Annotated in this window: 15 protein-coding genes; 2 read left to right on the forward strand and 13 right to left on the reverse strand. The window is 68.5% G+C overall.

From position 1 onward, the window contains the following. Nucleotides 1–49 precede the first annotated feature (49 nt). From glmM to BM424_RS05490, 12 genes are all read right to left on the reverse strand, one after another. Nucleotides 50–1,384 (reverse strand): phosphoglucosamine mutase, encoded by a 1,335-nt coding sequence (gene glmM, locus BM424_RS05435; RefSeq protein WP_093414685.1) that lies wholly within the window; start codon nucleotides 1,382–1,384, stop codon nucleotides 50–52. 217 nt (nucleotides 1,385–1,601) lie between these two features. After that, entirely contained in the window at nucleotides 1,602–2,090 is a 489-nt protein-coding gene (gene rpsI / locus BM424_RS05440; protein WP_245775610.1) for a 30S ribosomal protein S9, read from the reverse strand. Between the two features lie 29 nt (nucleotides 2,091–2,119). Next, nucleotides 2,120–2,563 (reverse strand): 50S ribosomal protein L13, encoded by a 444-nt coding sequence (gene rplM / locus BM424_RS05445; protein WP_093414122.1) that lies wholly within the window; start codon nucleotides 2,561–2,563, stop codon nucleotides 2,120–2,122. A 415-nt stretch (nucleotides 2,564–2,978) separates the two neighbouring features. Next, nucleotides 2,979–3,269: a WXG100 family type VII secretion target gene (locus tag BM424_RS05450; protein ID WP_093414124.1), complete on the reverse strand. Its 291-nt coding sequence runs from the start codon at nucleotides 3,267–3,269 to the stop codon at nucleotides 2,979–2,981. 63 nt (nucleotides 3,270–3,332) lie between these two features. Next, nucleotides 3,333–3,644, reverse strand: a complete 312-nt coding sequence (locus BM424_RS05455; protein ID WP_093414688.1) for a WXG100 family type VII secretion target — start codon at nucleotides 3,642–3,644, stop codon at nucleotides 3,333–3,335. Nucleotides 3,645–3,853: 209 nt separating this feature from the next. Further along, nucleotides 3,854–5,638, reverse strand: a complete 1,785-nt coding sequence (locus BM424_RS05460; RefSeq protein WP_175547930.1) for a type VII secretion-associated protein — start codon at nucleotides 5,636–5,638, stop codon at nucleotides 3,854–3,856. Between the two features lie 187 nt (nucleotides 5,639–5,825). Beyond that, entirely contained in the window at nucleotides 5,826–6,641 is an 816-nt protein-coding gene (locus tag BM424_RS05465) for an ESX secretion-associated protein EspG (RefSeq protein WP_093414128.1), read from the reverse strand. Between the two features lie 68 nt (nucleotides 6,642–6,709). Further along, entirely contained in the window at nucleotides 6,710–8,062 is a 1,353-nt protein-coding gene (locus tag BM424_RS28720; RefSeq protein WP_175547931.1) for a hypothetical protein, read from the reverse strand. Between the two features lie 21 nt (nucleotides 8,063–8,083). Then, on the reverse strand, nucleotides 8,084–8,611 hold the full coding sequence (locus tag BM424_RS05475) for a DUF3558 domain-containing protein (RefSeq protein ID WP_093414690.1): 528 nt from the start codon (nucleotides 8,609–8,611) through the stop codon (nucleotides 8,084–8,086). Between the two features lie 13 nt (nucleotides 8,612–8,624). Next, nucleotides 8,625–9,017: a hypothetical protein gene (locus tag BM424_RS05480; protein ID WP_245775611.1), complete on the reverse strand. Its 393-nt coding sequence runs from the start codon at nucleotides 9,015–9,017 to the stop codon at nucleotides 8,625–8,627. A 138-nt stretch (nucleotides 9,018–9,155) separates the two neighbouring features. Further along, on the reverse strand, nucleotides 9,156–9,341 hold the full coding sequence (locus BM424_RS05485) for a DUF397 domain-containing protein (RefSeq protein WP_093414130.1): 186 nt from the start codon (nucleotides 9,339–9,341) through the stop codon (nucleotides 9,156–9,158). Next, a complete protein-coding gene (locus BM424_RS05490; RefSeq protein WP_139274005.1) occupies nucleotides 9,338–10,180 on the reverse strand; it encodes a helix-turn-helix domain-containing protein in 843 nt (280 codons plus the stop codon). The genes BM424_RS05485 and BM424_RS05490 overlap by 4 nt, the downstream gene beginning before the upstream one ends. Nucleotides 10,181–10,293: 113 nt before the next feature. On the opposite strand from BM424_RS05490, the gene BM424_RS05495 reads away from it, so the two are divergent. Further along, nucleotides 10,294–10,515: an HC3 family zinc finger protein gene (locus BM424_RS05495; RefSeq protein ID WP_093414134.1), complete on the forward strand. Its 222-nt coding sequence runs from the start codon at nucleotides 10,294–10,296 to the stop codon at nucleotides 10,513–10,515. A gap of 958 nt (nucleotides 10,516–11,473) precedes the next feature. Here BM424_RS05495 and eccCa read toward each other — a convergent pair. Further along, the gene (eccCa, locus tag BM424_RS05500) at nucleotides 11,474–15,559 is read right to left on the reverse strand and encodes a type VII secretion protein EccCa (protein WP_093414135.1); all 4,086 of its coding nucleotides are present in this window, start codon (nucleotides 15,557–15,559) and stop codon (nucleotides 11,474–11,476) included. Between the two features lie 311 nt (nucleotides 15,560–15,870). Between eccCa and eccD the strand changes: the two genes are divergently transcribed. Further along, complete coding sequence (gene eccD, locus BM424_RS05505) at nucleotides 15,871–17,313, forward strand: type VII secretion integral membrane protein EccD (protein WP_093414136.1); 1,443 nt, start codon at nucleotides 15,871–15,873, stop codon at nucleotides 17,311–17,313. The last annotated feature ends 5 nt before the right edge of the window (nucleotides 17,314–17,318 follow it).

Genomic DNA, 17,318 nt, shown 5'->3' on the forward strand with positions numbered 1-17,318 from the left:
GAGCAGGGTCTCACAGATTCGCGTCAAGTGGAGACCCAAATCACAAAGATCACCGGATGGCGGAGACAATCTTCGCGAGCCTGTCCGCGATGTCCTGCGCGTCCTGTTCGCCCGCGGCCTCGACCATGACCCGGACCAGCTGCTCGGTGCCGGACTGGCGGAGCAGGACCCGGCCGGTCTCGCCCAGCTCGGCCTCGGCCTCGGCGACGGCGGTGGTGACCTCGGGCGCGACCACGGCCGCGGCCTTGTCCGCGACCCGGACGTTGATCAGCACCTGGGGCAGCCGGCGCATGATCTTGGCCAGCGAGGACAGCGGGTTGCCGGTGGACGCGATCCTGCCCATCAGCCGCAGCGCCGTGAGCAGGCCGTCACCGGTGGTGGCGTGGGCGGGCAGGACGACGTGGCCGGACTGCTCGCCGCCCAGCGAGTAGCCGCCGGCGCGCAGCTCCTCCAGCACGTAGCGGTCGCCGACGGCCGTGGTGCGCAGCGACACCCCGTGCTCGCGCATCGCCAGGTGCAGACCGAGGTTGCTCATGACCGTCGCGACCAGCGTGTCGTCGGCGAGCTCGCCGGACTCGTGCATGTCCACGGCCAGGATCGCCATGATCTGGTCGCCGTCGACGACCTCGCCCGAGGCGTCCACGGCCAGGCAGCGGTCCGCGTCGCCGTCGTGGGCGATGCCCAGGTCGGCGCCGTGCTCGACGACCGCGGCCTGCAACCCCTCCAGGTGGGTGGAGCCGACGCCGTCGTTGATGTTGAGGCCGTCGGGCTCGGCGGCGATCGCGATGACCTCGGCGCCCGCCCGGCGGTAGACGTCGGGGGCGGCTTCGGAGGCCGCGCCGTTGGCGCAGTCGACGACGACCTTGAGGCCGTCGAGCCGGTGCGGGGCGGCGACCAGCAGGTGATCGGTGTAGCGGCGGAGCGCGTCCGGGACGTCGCGGACGCGGCCGACGTGCACGCCGGTCGGGCGCTCCACCTGCTCGCCCAGGCGGGTCTCGATCTCGTCCTCGAGGGCGTCGGGGAGCTTGTTGCCGCCCGCGCTGAACAGCTTGATGCCGTTGTCGGGCATCGGGTTGTGCGAGGCGGAGATCATCACGCCGATGTCGGCGCCCAGCTCCTTGACCAGGTAGGCCACGGCCGGCGTGGGGAGGACTCCGATGCGCAGCACGTCGGCACCCGCCGAGGTCAGGCCGGCCACGACGGCGGACTCCAGCATCTCGCCGCTGGCCCGCGGGTCACGACCGACCAGCGCCACCCGGCGCCGGGAGTCGTCCCGGTCGTAGAGCACGCGAGCGGCGGCCGAGCTCACCGACATCGCCAGCTCCGGCGTGAGATCGCCGTTGGCCAATCCGCGGACACCGTCGGTGCCGAACAACCGAGCCATCAGCAGCAAGTCCTCCTCGTGTCTGCGACCGGTGGCACAAGCCTCGCACAACCGGTCCGTCGGCACTCCACAGCGTCCCCGGGTCGAGACCCCGGGTGAGCCTCGTGGTCGGGGTGGGGAAGTTTTCATGAAAACTTCCCCACCCCAACAAAAGACTGCGGGAGCAGGCCCGCCCAGGAAGGACGAACCTGCTCCCGCAGGTGATGCTGGGGTCGCGTCAGCGCTTGCTGTACTGCGGCGCCTTGCGGGCCTTCTTGAGGCCGTACTTCTTGCGCTCCTTCTCCCGCGCGTCGCGGGTGAGCATGCCGGCCTTCTTCAGCGCCGGGCGGTCCTCCGAGTCGAAGGCGGTCAGCGCACGGGCGATCGCCATGCGCAGCGCACCGGCCTGACCGGACGGGCCGCCACCGCGCAGGGTGGCCAGCACGTCGAAGTTCTCGAGGCGCTCGACGGTCACCATCGGCTCCTTGATGAGCTGCTGGTGAACCTTGTTCGGGAAGTACTGCTCGAGGCTCTTGCCGTTGAGCTTGAAGCCGCCGTTGCCCGGCACCAGCCGGACGCGGACCACGGCCTCCTTGCGACGACCCACGGTCTGCACCGCGCCACCGGCCGGAACCGGGACGGGGGCCGGAGCCGGAGCCTCGGCAGCGGTCTCCTCGGTGGCGGTCTCGTCAGCGGCGACGGCCTCGACCGTCTCCTCGGCAGTCACTGCCTCTTCCTGCTGCAGTTCTTCGTCAGTCACTTCTGGCTCGCCTTAATCTCGAACGCCTGCGGGTTCTGGGCCTGGTGCGGGTGCTCCGGACCGGCGTAGACCTTGAGCTTCTTGCCCATGGCCCGGCCGAGCTTGTTCTTCGGGAGCATGCCCTTGATCGCCTTCTCCAGCAGCCGCTCGGGGTGCGAGTCGAGCACCTGGCCGAAGGACTGCTTGCGCAGGCCACCCGGGTACCCGGAGTGCCGGTAGTGGAACGCCTGCTCGCGCTTGTTACCGGTGAGGGCCACCTTCTCGGCGTTGATGATGACGACGAAGTCACCGGTGTCGACGTGCGGCGCGTAGGTCGGCTTGTGCTTGCCGCGCAGCAGCGTCGCGGCCTGAGTTGCCAACCGGCCGAGCACCACATCCTCGGCGTCGATCACATGCCAGGCGCGGGTCACCTCGCCGGGCTTCGGGCTGTACGTGCGCACGGGTCTACCTCGTCGTCGTTCGCGTCGGAATCTCAGTGCGGAGCCCGTCTCGATCACGCCGGACGGTTCACACGAGGTCTGCTCGTGGAACCGGCACGTCCGCCAGTACCGCCGCCGGGACCGCGACCCGCTGAGCGAGTCCGTTCCGCTGGCGCGAACTGCAGCCGCGCACCGCACAACAAAGAATGAGGGTACTTGGTGGCTTCTCGGCCGGTCAAAACGGGTCCTCGGTCCTACTTGTGAGGCCCTGACCTGCCAGATCGCCGAAACCAGCATAGCAATGCCCGCTGGTCGCCGACGGGCACCCCGGCAAAGCCGATCGGACCTCCGCAAATGGAGATCACCCGCCGGACGCACCGATGGCCCCGGCGAAAAACGCCGGAGCCATCAGCGCGGAAATCAGTGCGAAGTGAGCTCAGCCACCGAAACGGCCGGCGTTCTTCTTCTCACCGGCCTGGAAGGACTCGTTGGCCGCACCGACGGCCATGCCCATCTTGGCGGCGGTCTCCTGCATCTTGGCGGCTTCCTGGTCCCAGGTGCGCTGCGCTTCCTGGTAGGCCGAGGCGGCCTCGCTCTCCCAGGTGGCGACCAGCTTCTGGATCTTGCCCTCCAGGTCGTCCAGCTCGCCCTGGATCTTCTGGGCGGCCGCCTGCAGGTCATCGGAAGCCTGCTGCAGCTCCGCGAAGTTGACGTTGATCTCGCTCATTACCTGTCCCCTCGGAATCTTCTAGATCAAGAAATGTGGAATCTGCGAACTGCGGAAGCGAAATCAGCCGTCGAGCAGGCTGCTGATCTTCGAGATCTCCTGGGCCTGCTCCTCCTGGACCTGCGCGTAGTCCTGACCCGAGGACTTCACGTTCTGCCCCAGCTCGTCGAGCTTCTGGATGATGGTCTTGCCGCTCTGCTCGTACTGCTCCATCAGCTTGCGGAAGACGTCCGCCGCGGCGCCCCGCCAGTTCTGCACCGGGCCCTCCAGCTGCCCCTGCAGCTGCTGCAGCGCCTGCTCCACGGCGTTGCGGGCCTCGTCGATGTCGACCGACGCCTGCTGGATCGCCTCGGTGTCCGCACCAATTCCAGCCATCTCTCCGATGACCCCCTTCAAACTCGGTATCAAGCTCTGATGAACCTGCGACGCAGACATTGCCACGTCCGGTTCCCCGTTGTCCTGGATTTCTTCGCAAGCCGTTGCTGTTGTAAACGCGGAACGGGGAACCCGCTGGTCAGCAACGGTTTTGCGGTTGCGAAAACCTCAAAGGACACTCGGCCGAACGGAGTCCGTTCGCAATTGCATCAGCCGAGCGCGAGAGAACCGACGACCTGTTCGCAGGCGCGAACGACCTCGTCCCTGCCCTCCACGCCGTACTTGCAGCCCACGCTGACTTTGAATTGACCTTTGTACAGCGTGTACCACTCGACGGTCGCTGCGGGCAGCGTTTCGCGGTAGTAGACGACGTCCCTCCCGGCGAAGCTGGTGGACGGCGTGAACAGCGAGAACTTCTCGCCCGCCGCGACGCTCTTCTCGTACTCGCCGCGCAGCAGCTGCACCGCGCGGTTGCGGTCGCCGTCGGTGTCGAAGGTCAGCCGCCCCTCCTCGACCGCGACCAGCGCGCCCTGCGGTCCGCCGGCGGGTTCGACGAGCGTCTGGAACTTCGCCGGATCACCGCCCGCCGGACGCCAGCCGCCCGGGTAGGCGAAGTGGTAGTCGTAGGCGGCCATCTGCTGCGCGGGCACGGCCGGGTCGGCCTGCGGCGGGGTGTCGGTGAGCAGCAGCGCCGCCACCCCGGCGACCGCGGCGATCGCCACGGCCCCGGCACCGGCGATCCACGGGGTCCTGCTCTTGCGCTTGGCCGTGGGGCGCTTGGTGACCGGGCGGGTCGGCTCGTCGCCGGTCATCACCACCGTCCGGGCGTGGCTGAGCGGATCGCCCCTGGTCGCCTGCCCGGGGATCGGGTAGTCGCGGACCGTGGTACCGGCCCACGTCCCGGTCGGGGCGAGGCCGCCGCTGCGCCCGGGGTCGAGCCGCACGGCCCGCAAAGCACCTCGGGCGACGACGGTTTCGGGCTGGTCGAGGGTGGCCGGGACGACACCGGTGCGCTCGTGGATCAGGCGGGCGACCATCGGGATCCGGCTGGAACCGCCGACGAGGAACACCCCGGCGAGCTGTCTTCGCGGCACCTGACCGTCGTGCAGCGTGGCCAGCACCAGGTCGGCGGCGCGGGCCAGCGGGGCGGCGATGAGCTTCTCCAGGTCGGCGCGGGTGACGTGCGCGTCGGGGAACGGCGGCGGCATCGGCACGTCGGTGTAGGCGTGGCGGGACAGCGTCTCCTTGGCCCCGCGCACGTCCTGCCGCAGCACGCGGCGACGTCGCCGGTCGGGCATCTCGCGGCCCTCGACGAGCTTGCGCCACGCGTCCGGGTCGGTGCTGCCGACGAGTTCGCCGACGTGCTCCAGCAGCAGCTGGTCGATGTCGGCGCCGCCGAAGTTCGGTTCGCCCTTGGTGGCCAGGACCTGGAACGACGCGCCCTGCTTGCGCACCACGGAGGCGTCGATGGTGCCGCCGCCGAGGTCGAGGACCGCCAGCGCCCCGCCGTCGGGAAGCCCGTTGCCCGCCGAGTGGAACACCGCCGCGGCCACGGGCTCGGGGACCAGCACGATCTCCTTGCCGAGGCCGGTGGCGGCCTGGCGGAGCTCGGCGGCGCGCACCGAACCCCAGTCGGCGGGGTGGGTGAGCACGAGGAGGTCGACGGCGGCTCCGCCCGCGAAGCGGCGGGCCTCGCCGACGGCGCGCTGCAGGACAGCGCGGATGACGTCGCCGACCTTGAGCACGGTGCTGCCGAGCAGCAGTTCGCCCTCGTCGATGCGGCGCTTGGGGTGCGGTTCGAAGCGGGCGGGATCGACGGCGGCCTGGCGCTCGGCCTCGTGCCCGACGAACAGCGTGCCGTCGGCGGCGGCGAAGACCGCCGAGGGCACCAGCGGCTGCCCGTCGATGACGACCACCTGTGGTTCGGCACCGCCGACCGAGACCACCGTGCATGTGCTCGATGTGCCGAAGTCGATCGAGACGTGCAGGGACACCCAGTACTCCATTCACCGTCGCCGAAGCTCTCGCCTGCAACGACGTCGTCCACCGGCCCGCCGACGCGACGGCACCGTCCCCCGGGTGAGCACCCTAGAGGCAGGGGCTCCGCACGCCCAACATCATGCCGCACCCACCCGCCCACGTACCCCGAACGCCACAACCCCGACTACTGCCAGGTGATGGTCAGGACTGGGCGAGGGTGCGGACTTCGGCGACTCTGTTGTCGAGGGCCGCGGTGAGTTCCGGGGCTCCGAGGCCGGCGAGGACGATCTCCACGCCGACGCCGGGGCGTTGGGCCTGGGTGAGGCCGTAGCGGCCGTCGGGTTCCGGGGCGTCGAACCACTTGAGGACCGCCGAGCGGTGGGTGCGGCCGTAGCGGTCGCGGAGGTTGGCCGTGAACTGGCCGTCCCTGAAGTGCCGGGCCTCGACGAGGTCGCGCAGCGTCTCGGCCGCCGGGGCCTTGCGCGGGGCCGCCGACTGCATGTGGTCGATGTTCTCGAAGTCGTCGGCGGGCGCGCGCTGCGCCAGGTCGGCGGCCGGGACCGCCAGGCGCGGGCGCTTGCCGACGGGCGCCGGAGGCATCCCCTGCACGGCCGCGGCCCCGACGGAGGTGCGCGGCAGCACGGAGATCCGCAGGTCACCGCCGTAGCTCTCGGTGTCGCCGGGCTGCTGGACGAGCAGCAGCGCGCCCTGCTCGGTGGCCACCGACAGGAGCCGGGCCGGGGAGTCGGTGGTGTCGTCGGGCATCCACAGGCCCTCGATCCACAGGCCCGGCTTGGCGATCTGGCCGAGGATCTCGGCGAAGCGCTGCGTCAGGCCGTTCTGCCCGAGCAGACCCGCGTTGTGCAGGTCGGGGAGGGTGCGCTGGCGCAGCACGGCCCGCTCCTCGAGCGTCTCACCGTGCGAGCGGACGGAGATCGGGAACGGGTACTCGTCGAACCCGCCGATCTCCCAGCACAGGTCGAACCACAGCGGTGGCAGCAGCCAACGCTCCGACACTCTTCCTCCCCCAGCTACCCGCGGATCGTGGGGTGGGGAAGTTTTCATGAAAACTTCCCCACCCCAGGTCACTCACCGAAGACCGGCGGCGCGGTCTTCGGCATGTCGTCCATCCAGATGTCTTCTTGCTCCTCGAGCCACGAGGGACGCTCGTGCTCGTTGTCCTCCTCGCCGCCCTTGCCGCGACCGGCACCGGCCCCGGCACCGGGAGCCCCCGCGGCACCACGACCACCGGCACCCGCACCAGCGGCACCACCAGACCCGGAACCCGCGCCGAGACCGCCCATCCCGGAACGACCACCGGCACCCATCCCGGCTCCGGCCTTGCCCCCGGCACCCATGCCGGCGCCCGCACCGCGAGCACCGCCCATGCCACCGGCACCGCGACCCGCTCCGGCACCGGCTCCCGGCGGCATCGCACCGGCGAACCCGGCGGCCGGGCCGCCCTGACCGGGAGTCATCCCGGGCGGCATCCCGCCACCGGCACCGGGACCGGCCGGCGAGGGCGAAGCCCACTGCGCACTGCTCTGCGCGGGAGCGGAACCCGAGTACCCGCCGCCACCGGGACCACCGCCGACGGACGAGCCGGAGTAGCCACCGCCCCCGGTACCGGACCCCGACCCGGAGCCGGTCCCCGCGCCGGGCCCGCCCGGGGTGTCACCACCCGGCGGAGGCGGCGGAGGCGCCAGCGGATTCACCGGCGGGGGGAACGTCGGAGTGCTGGTGTCGACGGCCTGATAGCTCTTCGCGTAGACGTTCTCCGCGACCTGCCGGGCCTGCTGATCGGCTTCCTTCTGCTCCCGCATCTGCATGGTGCTGTCGATGAGCATGCCGCTCGGGCCCATCGCCGCCGACAGGCCGCCGCGCACCGAGTCGTACCCGGCCGGAGGCTGCAGCGAGGCCTTCGTCTGCTCGGCCGCGACCCCGGCCTCCTGGATCTTCAGACCCGTACCGCGCACCGAGTCGCCGAACGCCCGACCCCACTCCTGCAGCGGCTTCGCGGCGTTGAACCCGGCCTCGGCCGCCTGGCCGCGCATGCCGTCACCAGCAGCGGCCCGGGCCTTCTGGTCGAGGTCGCCGAAGATCTCGGCGATGTCGTTGCCGAGCTTCTCCCACGCCTGACCGGATTTCGCGATCTGCTCCGGGTTCAACGACGGCTTCAGCTGCGTCGCGAGACGAGCCTGGTCCCAGTTCTTCCAGTTGTCCTGCTGGGTGATCGACGCGGGGTCGTGGCCGTTGAGCTCGAGATTCCGCTGCTCCTGCGTGAGCGCCCGGAGGTCCTGGCGCCCGTGCTTCGCGGCTTCCTCCCGCGCCAGCCGAGCCTCCTCCTGCGCGGAGGTCTCACCGCCGACGGCACCGACGAACAAGTCGCCCGCCGACGATGCGACTCCGCCGACGAAGTCGGTGAACCCGTTCCCCATGTCGTTCCCCCTCGACAGTTCCTACTTCGGCAGCTTCGGCTCGACGACCTGAGCGATCTCCATCGCCTTGGTGCAGGTCGCGTCGTCACTCGGAATCTTGTCTGCGCTGTACCCGACCGACACTGAAACGGTCCCTCCACCAGCCTCGATGATCTGGCGGCAAATGCCCTGCCCCTGCGAACCGCTCGTCACGGCCTTGATCCCGTTGCTCGAACCAACCTTGTTGGGTTCGAAGATGCCGAACTTGCTGCGCTGGCCTTCCCAGTAGTCCAGCCCATTTCCCTCGGCCTTGTAGACGGTGAGGATGTAGTCGCCCGCGTCGAAGTCGCAGCCGGGCTCCCCAACACCCTGGTCGACCGGTTCACCCGGGCCAGATGCCCCGAAGGCCTGGAGCTCGGAATCCGACAGGACGGTGCACGGATCGAAACCGGCGAGCTTGTTCTCCGGTGCGGGAGCCGGGGCTCCGCCGGTCTCACTCCCGCCTGAACATCCGGCCAGGAGCAGTGCAGCCGCAGCGGCCGTTACCAGCGTGATTCCAGTCTTACGCATAACCACCATCAGATCAGACGTTCAGGTTCCGGGCGTTCTCTTCGTCCGCATTCTTCATGTCGCGGGCGGAATCTCGGTAGGCCTGGGCCATGTCCTTCAGGATCGATTCCATCTTGGTCAGCAACGCGACGAGGCCGGTATCCGGCGAGTTGACCTTCTCGTTGAACTTCTGGTCCAGCTGCCGCCCGATGAAGCAGTCACCGTAGGCGTCACGTGCAATCAGCTGATCAGTGCGCAAACGCTTGCGGCGGATGTCGTCGGCCTTGTCGTCGTAGACCTTGGCGACGGCTTCGGCTCTCTCCGGGTCCATGACGAGCTGGCCGTTGTCGACGGCTGCGCGCAGGCCGGCTGACTGGCCTGCCAGCGCTGAAGCGCCTTGGGCTAAGCCTTCCATCCCGGTGGTCATCGAGAGCCCCCTCCACGTTCGTGATCATGAACGTCACTCAACCGAGCGATCACGAACGCAGAGAGTACAAGGCGACGACCTGGCGCGGAGGCGGTTTCGAGGGACCTACCTCACACACCAGCCGAACAGCCCAGAACGTCAGCCGGAACGGCGTAGCCCCTCGACGAACTCAACCCATCGATCGGAGGAAAACACCAGGACACCGCCGTCCCGATCCTTCGAATCCCGAACCCCGACGACCTCCGGAGCCACGGCCACTTCAACGCAGTTGCCCTCGACGGCGCTCCTGCTGGACTTGCGCCAGTCGGTTAAGCCGGATGTCATTCCGTCTCCCGTTCGTACTGCTGCACGTACGCGTTCAGTATCTCGCGGGAGCCTTCGGAATCCGATGCCTGAGCTTCGAGGAGTTCGACGGAGTCGAGGAAGGGCTGAACGTCGTCGGGTTCGTCGATGAACGCGCCAGTGCTTCGGGCTTCCATGTAGACGACCGGGCGCGACCTGCTGAACTCGAACAGCACGAACGTTCCGCTCAGCCCGGCGTGGACGCCCATCGACACGGGGAGCACCCGTGCGCTGATGTTCGGCTCGTCCGTTGCGGAGACGATCTGCCGGAGCTGTTGAGCCATCACCCGCGCGCCACCGATCGGCCGGATCAGCGCCGTCTCGTCGATGAAGGCGCGCAGCTCAACGGGGTCCCGGCGGCTCAGAATCCCTTGTCGCATCTGGCGAATCCCGATGCGCTCCTCGATCTCCTCGTCGGCGAGATCGACGCTCTCCATGATCGCGCGGGTGTACGACCTGGTCTGCAGGAGTCCGGGCAGGACGTTGAGGGTGACGTCGGTGATGCGCTTGGCGCGAGATTCCGCGTCGATGAGCGCTGAGAGCTGCTCGGGCAGGTCGCGCCCGACCTCCCACCAGGCCGGTTCGCGGACGGCGGCAGCCATCTTGACCAGGCGCTCGCGCTCTTTTCCGCGCACCTTCAGGACTTCGAGCATCGCTTCGACGTCCTCGACGCGAATCCCGCGGCGCGCGGTCTCGATGCGGCTCACCTTCGCCTCGGACCACCCCAAGGTGCGGGCGAGCTCTCGCGCGGTCATCCCGGTGGCAGCTCGGGCCGCTCGAAGTTCCTTCGCCAAGATGCGAGCCCTGGGTGTGTCCGACATGAGCACAGCTTACGAGTGCTCGAACAGCCTTCCTGACCTCCCTCTTTCGTGTAATTGATCAGATTGCCGAGGTAGCGGCAAACTTGCCACATCCAACTCACTGGGGAGACCGAATGCCCGAATACCTCACCTACGTCTGGCGTCCCGTGCCGGGAAGCCGCCACGCGTTCCCGATCGCAGCCACCAAGCTCGCCCCCGAGGAGACCGCGACCGCCTACTGCGGAACCGAGGTCGAAGCCGCCAAGCTCCACGACCTCAACGAACTCGCCTGGATCCTCGAACCCACCTGCATGGACTGCTGGAAGCACCTCGCGAACACCCCACCACGCACCTGAGGCAGCGAGGTCCGGGAGAACGACAGCTCTTGGATACGTTTCAAAAGGAACGCGACCGAGCCGACCCAACCTTCAGTAGAGGCGACCCACTACGGGTACGTTTCGCAACGAACGCGATTAAGGCGACCCAAGCTTTGGTAGACGCGACCCACTACGGGGACGTTTCGAAACGAACGCGACCAAGACGACCCAAGCTTTAGTAGAGGCGACCCACTACGGATACGTTTCGAGAGGCAGGGGAAATTTCGTTTGAAATTGGCGGACCACGCAACGCGAGGAAACCACGAAACGAAGCCAATTTCGGACGAAATTGCTCCTCCGCACGCACCCAAAGTACCCCGCGGAGCGCTCCCAAGACGACCCCGTGGGGGTCGGGACAGTTTTCATGAAAACTGTCACTCCACCCACACGACGGGACACCGAAATCCCAGCTCAACCACGTGGAGGGTCTGGAGCCCTCTCCACAGCGGAACCCCGTGGGGTGGTGACAGTTTTCATGAAACTGTCACCCCTCCACGGGGTTCCTCGGGAGCGCTTCGCGGGGTCGGGTTGCTTGGGTGCGGAGTGGCAATTTCTCCAGAAATTGGCTTCGTCTTGTCGTTTTCTTGCGTTGTGGGGGCCGCCAATTTCAGAAGAAATTGCCACTGCCTCTCGAAACGTACCCGTAGTGGGTCGCCTATACCAAAGCTTGGGTCGTCTTGGTCGCGTTCGTTGCGAAACGTATCCGTAGTGGGTCGCGTCTACCAAAGCTTGGGCCGCTTTGGTCGCGTTCCTTGCGAAACGCATCCGTAGTGGGTCGCGTCTACCAAAGCTTGGGCCGCCTTAATCGCGTTCCTTGCGGAACGTACCCGTGGTGTCCACTGTCCACTGCCCACCTTCGTCGACGCCCCCACGGGGCCACCGCGACGAAAAAGCCTCCCCCCGAACGGGTTCGGGGGGAGGCTTTTTCGTGGTCAGATCACTGTTGTTGGTCTGTGATCATGGCGGTTTGGATCATCTGGGGGCCGCCGCGGAGGGTGCGGCTGACGAGGGTGCCTCGGCCTGGGGGCAGTTGGCGCGACTTGATGTTCGCGACCAGCTGTCCGTCGTCCTTGTTGGCGCTCATCGCCAGACCCGGAGCCGACGTCTCGCGCATCTTGCCGATGACCGGCTCGAACAGCGCACGTCCCGCGCCACCGGAGTTGCGGGCCAGGATGATGTGCAGACCCACGTCGGCCGCCTGCGGGATGAACTCCGCCAGCGGTGCCAGCGGGTTGTTGCCCTGCGGTGCGACCAGCTCGTAGTCGTCGACGACCACGAACAGCTCCGGGCCCTTCCACCACGAGCGGTCCCGCAGCTGCTCCTGCGTGACGTCCGGTCCGGGCAGCCGCTTCTTCAGCGACGCGGTCACGTCCTTGACGTTGCTCTTGAGCTGGTCCGCGCTCACCGAGTACTCCAGCAGGTGGGAGTTCAGGAAGCCCAGCATCGAACGCCGGTAGTCCACCAGCAGGATCAGCGCTTCCTTCGGCGTGTACCGCTCGGTGATGCCGCGGACGATCGACTTGAGCAGCGACGTCTTGCCCGACTCCCGCTCGCCGAACGCGTAGAAGTTCGGCTCCGCGCGGAAGTCCAGGTAGACCGGGTGCAGGCCGTCCTCGTTGATGCCGATCGGCACCAGCTTCGGGTTCGGCTGCTGCTCCGGGCGCGGGAGCTGCTGGTACGGGAGCAGTTCCGGCAGCAGGCGGACCTGCGGGGCCGGACGGCCCTTCCAGGAGCTCTTGACCCGGTTGACCAAATCGGCGACACCGTCGGAGACGTCGTCGTTGTAGAGCTCCCAGCCCATCCGCGCGGGACGGCGCTCCTCCTCGGCGGCCGCGACCTCGACCTCGACGCGGTCACCGATGTTCTCGCTGTCCACACGAGGCAGAGCCATCAGGAAGTGCAGCTTCGACTCGTGCATACCGCGACCAGGACGGCCCTGCGGCACCTTCACCGCGGCCTTGCGGTCGATCTCCGACTCGCTCGGGTCACCCAGCCGCAGCTCGATGCGGGTCTGGATCAGGTCCTTCATCGCCGGCCGGATCTCCGCCCAGCGCGTGGCCGTGACCAGCACGTGGACGCCGAACGCCAGGCCGTTGGCGGCCAGGTTCAGCACGTCCTGCTCCAGCGACTCGAACTCCTCGCGGAACGCGCGCCACCCGTCGATCACCAGGAACAGGTCGCCGTACGGGTCGTCGTCGAACTCACCGCGACGCTTGCGGTTGCGGTAGTCGTTCATGCCCTCGACGCCGAGCTGCTGGAACCGGCCCTCGCGCTCGGCCAGCACCGCCTTGAGCTCGGCGATCGACCGGCGGACCGTGTCCGGGTCGCGCCGCGACCCGTAGCCGCCGACGTGCGGCAGGCCGCGCAGCGCGGTCAGCGAACCACCACCGAGGTCGACGCAGTAGAACTGCATCTCCTGCGGCGTGTGGGTCAGCGCCGCCGACGTGATGATCGCGCGGATCGCGTTCGACTTGCCCGAACCGACACCGCCGACCACGGCACCGTGACCGCCCTGACCCGACAGGTCCAGGACCATCGGGTCCTGACGCTGGTGGTAGGGCACGTCGATGATGCCGATCGGGATCTGCAGCCGGGAGCTGCCCGAGTAACCGGCGGCCGTGTAGCCGCGATCGTCGGTCTGCTGCAGCGGCGGCAGCAGGGTGTCCAAAGTGGGCGGTGCGTCCAGCGGCGGCAGCCACACCTGGTGCGCCGGAGCCGCGGCGATCCCCTTGAACTTGTCGACGATGATCTGGAAGTCGGTGTACTCCGGGTCCTTCTGCTCCTCCTTGGCCTCCGGCTCGGCCGGCTTCTCCGGTTCCGGGGGCTTCTCGATGAAGTCCGGGATGAAGTAGCGCGGCATCTTCTCACCGGTCACCGGCGACGCCCCGCCCCGCAGCGCGGGACGACGACCGCTGGTCTGGTGCAAGTGGCCGGACACGTAGGCGGCGCGGAAGCGCTCCATGCCGTTGGGGTGCTTGAGGTAGCCGTGACCACCGCTGGCCGGCAGGTCCGCGGCGTCCGGAACACCGATCGCGGCGCGGGATTCCGCCGCGTTGAACGTCTTCAGACCGATCCGGTACGACAGGTGCGAGTCGAGACCGCGCAGCTTGCCCTCTTCCAGGCGCTGCGAGGCCAGCAGCAGGTGGACCTGCAGCGAACGACCCAGACGACCGATCATCGTGAACAGGTCGGCGAACTCCGGCTGCTGCGACAGCAGCTCGGAGAACTCGTCGATGACCACGAACAGCGCGGGCAGCGGCTCCTGCGCGTGCTCGTCACCGGCCTCGGCCATCTTCCGGTAGTCCCAGACGTTCTTGGCGCCCGCCTTGTTCAGGATCTCCTGGCGGCGGTTCATCTCACCGGCCAGCGCGTCCTGCATCCGGTCGATCAGCGAGCCGTCGCCCTCGAGGTTCGAGATCGACGCCGACACGTGGGGCGTGTCGAACCCGTTGAAGGTCGCACCACCCTTGAAGTCGACCAGCACGAAGTTGAGCATCGCCGACGAGTGCGTGGCCATCAGACCCAGCACGATCGTGCGCAGGAACTCCGACTTACCGGAACCGGTCGCACCGATGCACAGGCCGTGCGGACCCATACCGCCCGAGGCGGTCTCCTTGATGTCCAGGTGCACGATCTCGCCCTGCTCACCGGGACCGATCGCGACCTTGTAGAGATCGTCGGTGGGACGCGGGCGCCACGCCTCGTTGAGGTCGAAGGTGACCACGTCACCGGCCAGGCCCAGCTGCTCGATGTAGTTCAGCGGCGTGGTCAGCGGCTCGTAGCTGCCCGAGTCGGTGTCGACGGCGGGACCGCCGGCCACCCGGTACGGGGCCAGCTGGCGGGCCAGCGACGTCGCCTCCTCCATCGTCAGCGCGTCCGGCTTGCCGAACCACTCCACACCGGAACCACCGCGGGCACCGATGCGGTCCTCCTCCACGACCATCCGCATCCCGCGGCGGGCCGTCAGCGGGCCCAGCAGGTCGGAGAGGTCGATCATGGTGACGCCCGCCAGGCCGCCCTCGACGTAGAGGGCCTCCTCCCGGCTGATCTCGGCGTCGTCGATGAGGATCACCACGTGCGGCTGGCCCTCCGGCGGAGCCGCGTTGCGCTGGAAGCGCGGGCGCTCGGCCAGCTGCTCGGCCAGCATGCTCTCGACCGTGGCCAGCGAGCCCGCCATCAGCCGCATCTGGCCGATGCCGTCGGTCTCGGTGGGGTGCTGCGCGTGCGGCAGCCACTTCACCCACTCCCACTCGCGGCGCGCCTGGCCCGAGCTCGCGACGGCGATGATCACGTCCTCGGGCGTGTGGAAGGTCGCCAGCTGGCACAGCATCGCGCGGGCCAGCGCCCGCACCTGCTCCTTCTCGCCCTGCAGGCCCACCGCGGCGAAGCCGCGCAGCGACGTCGCGATCGGCAGGTCCTGCACCAGCGAGTGCGCGCGCACGAAGCGGCGCAGCGCCAGCGTGGTGATCGGCTCCAGCTCGTCGACGGGACCGGTCTGCGGCGGGACCAGGCGGGTCTCCAGCCGCTGCGAACCGCGGCCCACGCGGACCTGGCAGAAGTCGTTGTCGTTGGGGCGCCGCTCCCACATGCGGCGGCTGCCCGCCGCCATCGACCACAGGGTCTGCGGGTCGGGGTGCACCCACTCGCGGGCCAGCCGCTGCTCGTCGGCGGCCTCGCGGGCGCGATCCCGCATCTGGCCGAGGTACCGCAGGTAGTCCTTGCGGTCCTCGTCCATCTCGGCCTTCTTCTGACTGCCGTCCCGGCCGCCGCCGGCCATCATCCCGAATGTTGAGATGAGCATCATCATCGGCATCATCATCATCATCGGGTTGTTCTGGGCCCGCGTGAACATGAACGCCATCATTCCCAGCGACGCCACGATCATCAGGCCCGGCAAGACCTTCTGAACGATGTTGCCCGGGATGGTCCGCGGAATCTCCGGCGGTGGCTCGAGATGCACCTCCCCGCCCGGTGGCCGGGGCGCGGCCAGGCGTGGCGTGCGCTTGAACTGCAGCGTGCTCACCGGACGCAACAACCTTTCTCAGACGTGCCTGAAAACACCAGAAGACCTCCGGTGCTCGTCGAACTCGCAGCCAGCATTGTTCACTGCCGCGCAGCTCTGGAGGACGGGGTGCGGCTCAGCGTGACCAACCAGATACCAAGTAGTTGACACGAGTTCCGCCAAACCCGTCACCCGTGGACGGTCGATGTGGCCATACTAGGGGCGCTCTCCGATCGGGCGGGTGGGTTTCGACAAGAAAACCCGAGCTTGGTTGGATCGAGCCCTCGACAAATGAATGCAAGGCAATCAACTTCAGGGAGTAGGGGGCCCAAGTGGCGACCGGGACCACGGTGTTCAGCCGCGTGACGGTGGTGGCGCCTACAACGCGTATCGACCTGGCGCTGCCGTCAGACGTATCGGTGGCGGATCTGCTGCCGATGCTGCTGGACATGGCCCGCGAGATGACCCCGGACGGAGGTTCGCGGCACGGCGGCTGGGTGCTGGCCAAGCTCGGCGAGAGCGCGGCGCTGGATCCGAGTCAGTCGCTGTCCTCGCAGGGCGTCGTCGACGGCGACATCCTGCAGCTGCGCCGCCGGTCGGACGACCCGCCGCCGCCGCTCTACGACGACGTCGTCGACGCGCTCGCGGAAGCCGAACCGGGCAGCTACCGGCCGTGGACCAAGGAGACCTCCGCGAAGGTCGGTCACACCGCCGGTGCGCTGGGCCTGATCGCCGCGGCCGCCGCGCTCGGCCTCGCCGGGCCCGCCGGGATGCTGCACCCGACCACCATCCAGGGCACGGTCGCGGTGGTGTTCCAGCTGGTCGCGGCCGTGGCGGCGATCGTCGTCGCGATCTTCGCGACCGGCATCGGCTCGATCGTCACCCGCGCCTACGCGGCCTCCACGACCGGCACCGTGATCGCCGCCGCCGGTGGTCTGCCGATGGCGTTCGTGGCCGGCTTCAACATGGTTCCCGGCAACACGCTGGAACCCCGGTTGCTGCTGGGCAGCGCGCTGGTGTTCATCTTCGCCTCGGTGGCGATCATGGTGATCGGCGCGGGCATCGTGACGTTCATCGCCGCCGCCACCGCCGGTGCCTTCGGCACCATCGCCTTCATCGTGGCGACGATCTTCACGCAGGTCACCGCCTCCGGCGTCGCCGCCGGTGCGGGCGCCGTCGCGCTGGCCGGGATCTCCCTGCTGCCGCGCATCACCATCCAGCTGTCGAAGCTGCCGCTGCCGCACGTGCCGGGCAGCGCGGAGGACCTCAAGGAGGACTCCGGCTTCCCCGAGTTCCGGATGATCGAGCGCCAGACCGGCCTGGCCCACCAGTACATGACCGGCCTGATCATCGGCTGCGGCCTCGTCGCCGCCGTCGGCGCGATCGTCGCCGCCGCCACCAACCCGATCTGGGGCGCGGCGTTCGCGATCGTCGTCGCCGCCGTCCTGCTGCTGCGCGGCCGCAACTACGCCAACGGCAGCCAGGCCCTGGCGCTGCTGTTCAACGGCCTGCTGGCCGCGGGCGGCATCACGATCGGCCTGCTCGCCCAGGTCGCCGACAACCCGCTGTACGTGGCCGCGGTGTTCCCGCCGCTGCTGGTCCTCGGCGGTCTCGCGGTGATCTTCGGCGTGGTGTTCCCGAACCGCCGGTTCTCGCCGGTGCAGCGGCGGATGGTCGACATCCTCGAAGCCGTCCTCATCGCCCTCGTGCTCCCGCTGGCGCTGGCCGCGATGGACCTCTACATGGCCATCCGCGACCTGAACCTGAACTTCTAAGAGGG

Source organism: Saccharopolyspora flava (assembly GCF_900116135.1).
Lineage (GTDB): Bacteria > Actinomycetota > Actinomycetes > Mycobacteriales > Pseudonocardiaceae > Saccharopolyspora > Saccharopolyspora flava.